The organism is Streptomyces roseochromogenus subsp. oscitans DS 12.976 (genome assembly GCF_000497445.1).
Taxonomy (GTDB): Bacteria; Actinomycetota; Actinomycetes; order Streptomycetales; family Streptomycetaceae; genus Streptomyces; species Streptomyces oscitans.
This window is the reverse complement of sequence record NZ_CM002285.1, coordinates 15,248-22,295: the sequence shown is the minus strand read 5'-3', so window position 1 is coordinate 22,295 and position 7,048 is coordinate 15,248. Positions and strand designations below refer to the sequence as shown.

Genomic DNA, 7,048 nt, shown 5'->3' with positions numbered 1-7,048 from the left:
TGCGATCTCTCGGGTTGGTGTCGGTGGTGGTGAGAGTCGGTCGCGCTGGTCCAGGGGTGGGTGTTACGGGGCTGGTCAGCGGCTGTTTACGGGTGGGCAGGCCGCTGTCATGAGGTGAGAGATTGATGGGGGGATCGCTGTCGTGGGGCTTTATCGCATGGCAGCTGATGTTGTCTCAGGTTCGAGAGTTCTTATGCGCTGAGGTTGGCCCGGTCGGTGTGATCGTGGGGTGGATCAAGAGGTAAGGGCCGGTCGTGGGGCTGCACTGCCCAGGGGGTTGGTGGTGCGTCGTCTGCTGGAGCGCCAGCAGGCGGGGGAGCTGGCCACGAGGCATGTGCGTGCGGTCGCTGAGACGGTGGGTGTTTCCGAGCGTACGGTCTGGCGCTGGCTGGAGCAGGCGAAGGCGACGGGGCGGGCGGAGGCGCCGGTCCGGCAGGGATACGCAGTGTCGGACGAGGTGTGGGCGCTGCTGGGGGAGGCGGGGGGCAATGTCTCGGAGCTGAGGCGTCGGCTGGTGGCTACCGGTGGTGAGGTGCCAGTTCCGTCGATGTCGACGTTGAGTCGGGTGATCCGCAGGGACCGACGGGCGGGGCGCGCTTTGCTGACCGGGCGGGAGCCTGACGTGGCCGGGTCGCGCCGGCCGGATGCCCTCAGCGAGCTGGGCCTGAACGTGGTGGCGGAGAAAGGCGTCGGTGGGCAGGTGTTTCTGCGGGAGCAGAAGCACCTGGCGCAGGTCCCGGTCCTGGTCCCGGATGCCCAGGTGGTGCACACGCCTGCCGTTCGGTCGGTGCTGCGGACGGTCGCGCACGCGGCCGCGGTGGGGGCGGTGGTGTGTCTGTACGGCGACGCCGGCCAGGGCAAGACCGTCGCGTTGCAGTACGCCCTGTCCCAGCTGCCGCACCCGGCCCGGGTCCGTCGGGTCCATGTCGGTGTGCATCCGACGGTTCCCGAACTGCGCCGGGTGCTCGCGGACGCCTTGGAACTGGGCAGGCGTCTGCCGCGAGGGGCGGGGGAGGCCGACCTGATGCTGGTGAACGCGCTACGGCAGCCTCGTGTGCTGGTACTGGACGAGGCACAGCGTCTTCCGGGGCCGGCGCTGGAGTTTCTGCGCGGGCTGTGGGACCACCCGGATACGGACACGGCACTTGTGCTCGCTGGTGCGGGCAGCGAACGGGCGCTGCGCCGCGTGCCCGCGTTGGCCTCTCGGGTGCTGACCTGGGAGCTGGTGCCGCGCCTTGGCCCGCGCGAGGTGGCCACCGTGATGGCTGCCTTCCACCCCCTGTGGGAGGACGTGAGCGAGGACGATGTCGCGTGGGTGGACGAGCATGTAGGACACGGCAACTTCCGGACCTGGGCGAAGCTGACCTCGCACCTGACCGCCGAGACCTATGGCAGGAGCCGGGCGGTAGTGGACCGCCGGATGCTGGAGCGGGCCTGCGCACGGCTCATGGGGCCGCTGTGACCGGCGCCTCCGGGCCGACAGAGGGCGCTTCTCGCTCCGGCATCCACGGGGAGGACAGAGGTGTGCGGGGAGGCCTGCCTTCTTCCTCCCTGTCGGCGCTGCGCGGCCCTGCCGTGCGCAGGCTGCTCGCCCTGCGGCAGGACCAGAAACTGACGACCCGGCATGTACGGCTGATGGCCCAGTCGTTGGAAGTGACCGAGCGCACGGTGTGGCGGTGGCTTGCCGCTGCCGAGCGTGACGAGTCCGCGGCCGCGGAGCCCGGGGCGCGGGCCCAGAGCAAAGACCGCTTCTCCGTCACCCCGGAAGTGCGTCGCCTGCTGGCCTTGTGGAAGGGCAACGTCGCGGCAGTCCATCGTGAGCTGATCGCTCGCGCGGCCATGGGCGAGGGGGAGCCGCCTCCGTCGATTCCGACGTTGCACCGGGCGATCCAGCGGGATCTGACGCCGGGGGAGCGGGCGGGGCTCGCGGGCGGGGAGCGGGCGGCGCGCAAGCATGATGTGTTCCTGGCCCGGCCGCGGGGCTGGCGCAATCAGGTGTGGGAGACAGACCACATGCAGGCGCCGGTGCTGGTCGATGTCGATGGCAAGGCTCGCAGGCCGTGGATCACCTGGTTCACCGACTGCGCGACGAACGCGATCACTGGTGTCGCGGTCACGCCGGGAGATCCGTCGCGGGAATCGGTGCTGGCCGCGCTGCGCTCCGCGGTCCTGCGCGAGGACCCCTACGGCCCGTTCGGCGGCCTGCCCGAGAAGGTGCGGGTGGACCGTGGCAAGGACTTCCTGTCCAGGACGGTGACCGCCGCGTTCGATCTCCTGGACGTGACGGTGGAGGATCTGCCCGCCTACACCCCCCACCTCAAGGGCACCGTGGAGGGCCTGAACCGGGCGGTGGAGAGCATGTTCCTGGCCGCGCTGCCCGGCTATGCCCGCCAGCCGCGCCCTGGCAAACGGGCTTCTCGCCCGAAAGACGAAGTGCTGCTCAGCTTTGAGGACTTCACCGCCCGGCTGCTGGCCTGGACCGTCTGGTGGAACACCGAGCACCGTCCCGCGCCGTTGCGGGGCAGGACTCCGCTTGAGGCGTGGCAGGACGATCCCACTCCGTTGCGGGACGTGTCGGCCGCGGATCTGTGGACGTTCACCCTGGAGGACGCCGGGACCCGCACGCTGACCACCCGCGGCATCCGCTTCAGGAGGCGCGACTACGTGGGGCCGTGGATGACCGGGCAGGCCGGGATCCAGGTCCGCATCCGTTTCATGCCTCATCACGATCACCGGATCGAGGTTTACCACGCGGCCACCGGCCGCTACCTGGGTCCTGCGGACCTGGCCGATCAGGCCACCGACGAACAGGTCAGCGCCGTACGAAGGGCGCGGGCCGCTCGCGCACGCCGTCTGAAGAAGGACCTGGAGGCCTCGCAGCGCGAGCGCTACGCCGCCGTGAACCAGCCCGAGGCACTTCAGCGGCTCGGCGCGCTGACCACCGCGCAGGCCGAGGCCGAACTTGCCCAGACTGCCGACGCCGACCTCGCGCGGCTCGCGATGCCAGATCTCATCCCGCACGCTGCGCCCCCGGCCGACTGGCGCACCCCTGCTTCCCTGGCCGCGCTGACCGCGCCAGGCACGCCCGTCCGGTACCCGTCCGGCCGTGACGGCGCTTGCGCCCCGGACGGCCCGGGCGGGCGGGCCGCACTTCCCACCACCGATGAAGACGGAGACGCCTCGTGACCGCGGCCACCTACCAGTACGTCGACCTGCCCGACGCGTCCGTGGTCACCACCCGCGCCCTGCTCACTGCCCGGGAGAACATCACCGACACGGTCGCTGCCCGCGCGATGATGTGCATCCATGGCGGCGCTGGCTTCGGTAAGACCCTCGCCGTCAACACTTGCCTGCGCGCACTCGAACCCGGCGAGGACGTCCGAAAGATCACTTTCCGGGCCCGGCCCACGGCCCGCGCGGTGCGCTACGAACTGTTCACCGCGCTCGACCTGGCCGGCGAGCCACCGCGCCACCCCAGCGAGTTCGACCGTCTGCTGAAGACGGCCCTGGCCGAACGCCCCCGTACCTTCCTCGTCGACGAGGCCCAGTGGCTCAACGGGGAGGCGTGTGGGGCGCGGGGTTGTTCGTAAGGAGAGAGTTGCCTTTCTCCAGTCGTCTCGTTGGTGATTTCGGGGGCACGCCTGTTGTTCAGGCGCTGCCTTAATCGGGGATCGTCGACGGGATGGTGGTGGAGTGTGGGGGAGAGGCCTTTTCTTCGGCTGGTGGAGGGCGGTCTCACTGACCTGGCCCTTGACACCTCACCGGCACGGGACGTGTGGGCTTTCCAGGCCGGCTGCATTCAGGCATTCGCCGCAACGTGGGTGTGCCGGGGGTTCGCCCCGACGACGATCGGCGCCTACACCTCCCTGCTTCCGCGGGTGTTGGCCCACTTTGACCGCCCGGTGTGGCAGATCGAGTCCGCCCACGTGGACGCGATGCTGCACGATCTGCTGCTCGCGGGCCGGGCCGCGGGAACCAGACGCCGCTATCTGGACATGCTGCGCGCCTTCCACACGTTCGTGCGCCTGCGCTACGCCGCCGAGATCCGTGCCCTGTATGGCGCGACGGTGGGTGATCCGCTGGACCGCTTCAACCGGCTGCGCCACGTCTGGGACGAGCCTTCCCGCCGGCTGCCGCCCACCGCCGAACGCCTCGCGGCCTTCTTCGCCCACGCACGCGCCCGCTTGGCCGTCACATCCGACTACCCGGCCGCGGCACGGGACTACGCGCTGCTGCGCACCCTGTACCACTCCGCGCCGCGGCTGAGTGAAGCCCTCTGCCTCGAGCTGTGCGACGTCCACCCCGAGCTCGGCCCGTCCGGCAAGCTCCACGTACGGTTCGGCAAAGCGGCCAACGCCTCGGGACCACGCCCGAGATGGGCCCCGATGCTGGACGGACTGGACCGGATCCTTGCCTGGTACCAGAGCGACATCCGCCCCCTGTTCCCCGATACCGCCGCGCTGTTCTGCGACGCCCACGGCCAGCCATTGAGGCCGGAGACCGTCCGCGACCGCTTGGCCCGGCTCCTGGACACCGAAGGCCGGGTCGAAGGTGACCGGTTCACCCCGCACGACCTGCGCCGCGCCTGCACTACGAACAGGGCATGGACTTGCTCACCGTCCAGCAGTTGCTCGGACACCAGCACATCGCCTCCACCATGGCCTATGTCCGCCCCTGCCTCACCTTCGTCGAGGACGCCTGGCGCCGTGCCACGTCCGCAGCCCTGACCGACCTGGCCGGCTGACCCCCGGAGCCTCTGTGACAACACCTCCTCTGCGTGCCGTTCAGACCCCCGCCCCACCGCCCCAGGTGGAGTGGAAACTGCGCATGACCGCGGCACAGCGCGGCATCTGGACCGGCACTCAACTGCGCCGCCTCCTCGTCGAGCGTGCCGGCCTCGAACTGTCCGCAGCATCGGTGTCCGCCCTGTTCACCAAACAGCCCTCCCAGGTGAAGCTGTCCACCCTGTCCGCCCTGTGCGCCGCCCTCGACTGCGCTCCAGGCGACCTGTTGACCTTGAGCGACTCCACCGCGCCCTCAAACCTTCCACCGCGCACCGCCCCCGACCCGGCCTCGCACCCTCCGCAGCAGCAGCCTGTGTGCCACCACCGGTCCCTGCCGCCGCTGTGACCGCTCCCGGCCCCGCCACGAACCCGCACATAACCACCGTCGGCGCGCCCCGGACGGTCAAGGACGACTGCCCGGCCTGCCACCGACCGCGTTGGCTGCGCCCTGATACGGGCCGCTGCGCCTGGTGCTCGCGTACCTGCTCCGCCTGCGGGGCGCCACGGCGATCCACCCAGGACCTGTGCGCGATGTGCCGGCACCGCTCGGCAGGCCGACCGGCGCGGGGCCCGTGCCAGCACTGCGGGCGCCGACGCACCCTCGACGCGGAGACTCGGCGCTGCCGGGCCTGCGCCGATCCCGCCACCGCACCGCCCCCGGCATGCTGTGAACGCTGTGGCACTGACGGCCAGTGGGCCAAGGGCCTGTGCAAGCGCTGCTACGAGCACGCACCGCACACCGTCATCACCCGCGCGGCCGGCTGGGCCGGGCGCATGCCCGCCGTACCACCCTGGTGGAGCGACTTCGCCGCGCACCTCGCCGATCACCGCCACCCCATCTACGCAGCAGACGTCGTCGCCACCACTGCACGCCTGATCATTGCGACCACGACTGGCGACCCCCACACGCTGCTCGCACACGCCCGCAACAACGCCCCCGAACTCGTGGGAGCACTCACCGACTTCTTCCGCATCCATGGCCACCTCGACCCGCCACCGGGCCTCGCCGACAGGCGGGCCGCAGCGCGCCGCACCCGCCGCATCGAGGCCACCCCAGCCCCGCTGCGCCCCCAGGTCGACGGGTTCGCCGACTTCCTGCTGCTCCAGCGCGAGCGAGCCCAGCAACTCGGGCTACACCCCAACCAGCTGAAGACCATCGAGATCCGCCTGGACACGATCCGAGACCTGGCCCTCCACCTCCACCCCGAGGGACATACGAGCTGGGCGAGCGTCACCACCGCCGACCTGGAATCCTTCCTCGCGCTGGCCCCGGACCGCCGCGCCTCCCACCTCGCAGGAATGCGCCAGTTCTTCGCCCACGCCCACCACTCCAAGGCCATCCTCCACAACCCCACGGACCCGATAACTGCCGTGCAGCAGAGGGGATTTCACGGACCTACTCTCCCCCCAGCCCGGCAGCGCACCCTGTACGAACGGTGGGCCGCCAACCAGAACATCCATCCGCACGAAGCCTTCATCGGCCTCACCGCCCTCCTCCACGCAGCAACCATCACCGAGCTGCGCCAGCTCACCGACGCCGACACCGACTCCGACCGCCACAGCGTCCGGTTCCCCGGCAGATCAGTGCATCTCCCTCTGGACAGTGCGACCTGGACGGCGCTGCAACGCTGCCAGGAGCACCGGCGCCGACTCGGTACGGACAACCCCCACCTGCTCGTCACCCGGCTCACCCGCACCCACCACGGACCGGCCGGCGCCGCCCACATCCGCGACAGCCTTGCGCCCGTCGGCCTCCTGCCGCGCATCCTGCGCTCCACACGTCTGCTCGCTCTCGCAGACGAACTCGACGCCAAGATCCTCACTGTCTCCTTAGGAATGTCCTACGCAGGAGTTGCCCACTACCGGCCCTACCCGAAGCTCACCAGACCCGTGTGATGGACCCTCGCCAGCGCATGCCGAGCACATCCAGGTCGGCGCGTCGTTCGTCGGTGAGCTTGTCGGCCCGACGCCGGGTGTTCGCGGTCCACATGCCCGGGTCGATGAGGACGGTGTCCTCGGGGGTGATCTCGCGGCCGGAGGGGGGCGGGTCCGGCGAGGCCGACGGGCAGTTCTCCGATGTGCTTCCTGGGCACGTTCAGGTGCCCTTCCCGAGCGTGGAACTGGCGGGCGGCGGTGAGGTTGAGCATCCACTTGTCGTCCTGTGTCCGGCGAACGGGCCGCTCGTCCTCCCCAGCGGCTCCAGGCCGAGGACGTTCTCCAACAGCCACGCCTGCGCGCTCAACCTTCACTGCGAGAGGTCGCCA

General features: G+C 70.4%; 6 protein-coding genes. All 6 read left to right on the top strand.

Annotation, left to right across the window (positions count from 1 at the left end; genetic code table 11):
* Positions 1 to 283 precede the first annotated feature (283 nt).
* The 6 genes from M878_RS91925 to M878_RS50785 all read left to right on the top strand — a co-directional run bounded on the left by M878_RS91925 (position 284) and on the right by M878_RS50785 (position 6,680).
* Positions 284 to 1,462 carry an ATP-binding protein gene (locus M878_RS91925; protein WP_158692595.1) on the top strand — a complete coding sequence of 393 codons (1,179 nt, stop codon included), beginning with the start codon at positions 284 to 286 and terminating at the stop codon, positions 1,460 to 1,462.
* Positions 1,463 to 1,575: 113 nt separating this feature from the next.
* Entirely contained in the window at positions 1,576 to 3,186 is a 1,611-nt protein-coding gene (locus M878_RS46365; RefSeq protein ID WP_078630561.1) for a Mu transposase C-terminal domain-containing protein, read from the top strand.
* The gene (locus M878_RS50800) at positions 3,183 to 3,590 is read left to right on the top strand and encodes an AAA family ATPase (protein ID WP_023544061.1); all 408 of its coding nucleotides are present in this window, start codon (positions 3,183 to 3,185) and stop codon (positions 3,588 to 3,590) included. The genes M878_RS46365 and M878_RS50800 overlap by 4 nt, the downstream gene beginning before the upstream one ends.
* A 105-nt stretch (positions 3,591 to 3,695) precedes the next feature.
* Positions 3,696 to 4,727: a tyrosine-type recombinase/integrase gene (locus M878_RS50795; RefSeq protein WP_209445471.1), complete on the top strand. Its 1,032-nt coding sequence runs from the start codon at positions 3,696 to 3,698 to the stop codon at positions 4,725 to 4,727.
* A gap of 100 nt (positions 4,728 to 4,827) precedes the next feature.
* Entirely contained in the window at positions 4,828 to 5,130 is a 303-nt protein-coding gene (locus M878_RS50790) for a helix-turn-helix domain-containing protein (RefSeq protein ID WP_023544059.1), read from the top strand.
* A 428-nt stretch (positions 5,131 to 5,558) separates the two neighbouring features.
* Positions 5,559 to 6,680, top strand: a complete 1,122-nt coding sequence (locus M878_RS50785; protein ID WP_158692594.1) for a site-specific integrase — start codon at positions 5,559 to 5,561, stop codon at positions 6,678 to 6,680.
* Positions 6,681 to 7,048 lie beyond the last annotated feature (368 nt).

Bases quoted from the DNA above. Each gene is read 5' to 3' on its own strand.
- M878_RS50790 (WP_023544059.1), top strand. From the start codon at position 4,828: ATGACCGCGGCACAGCGCGGCATCTGGACCGGCACTCAACTGCGCCGC.
- M878_RS50785 (WP_158692594.1), top strand. From the start codon at position 5,559: ATGCCCGCCGTACCACCCTGGTGGAGCGACTTCGCCGCGCACCTCGCC.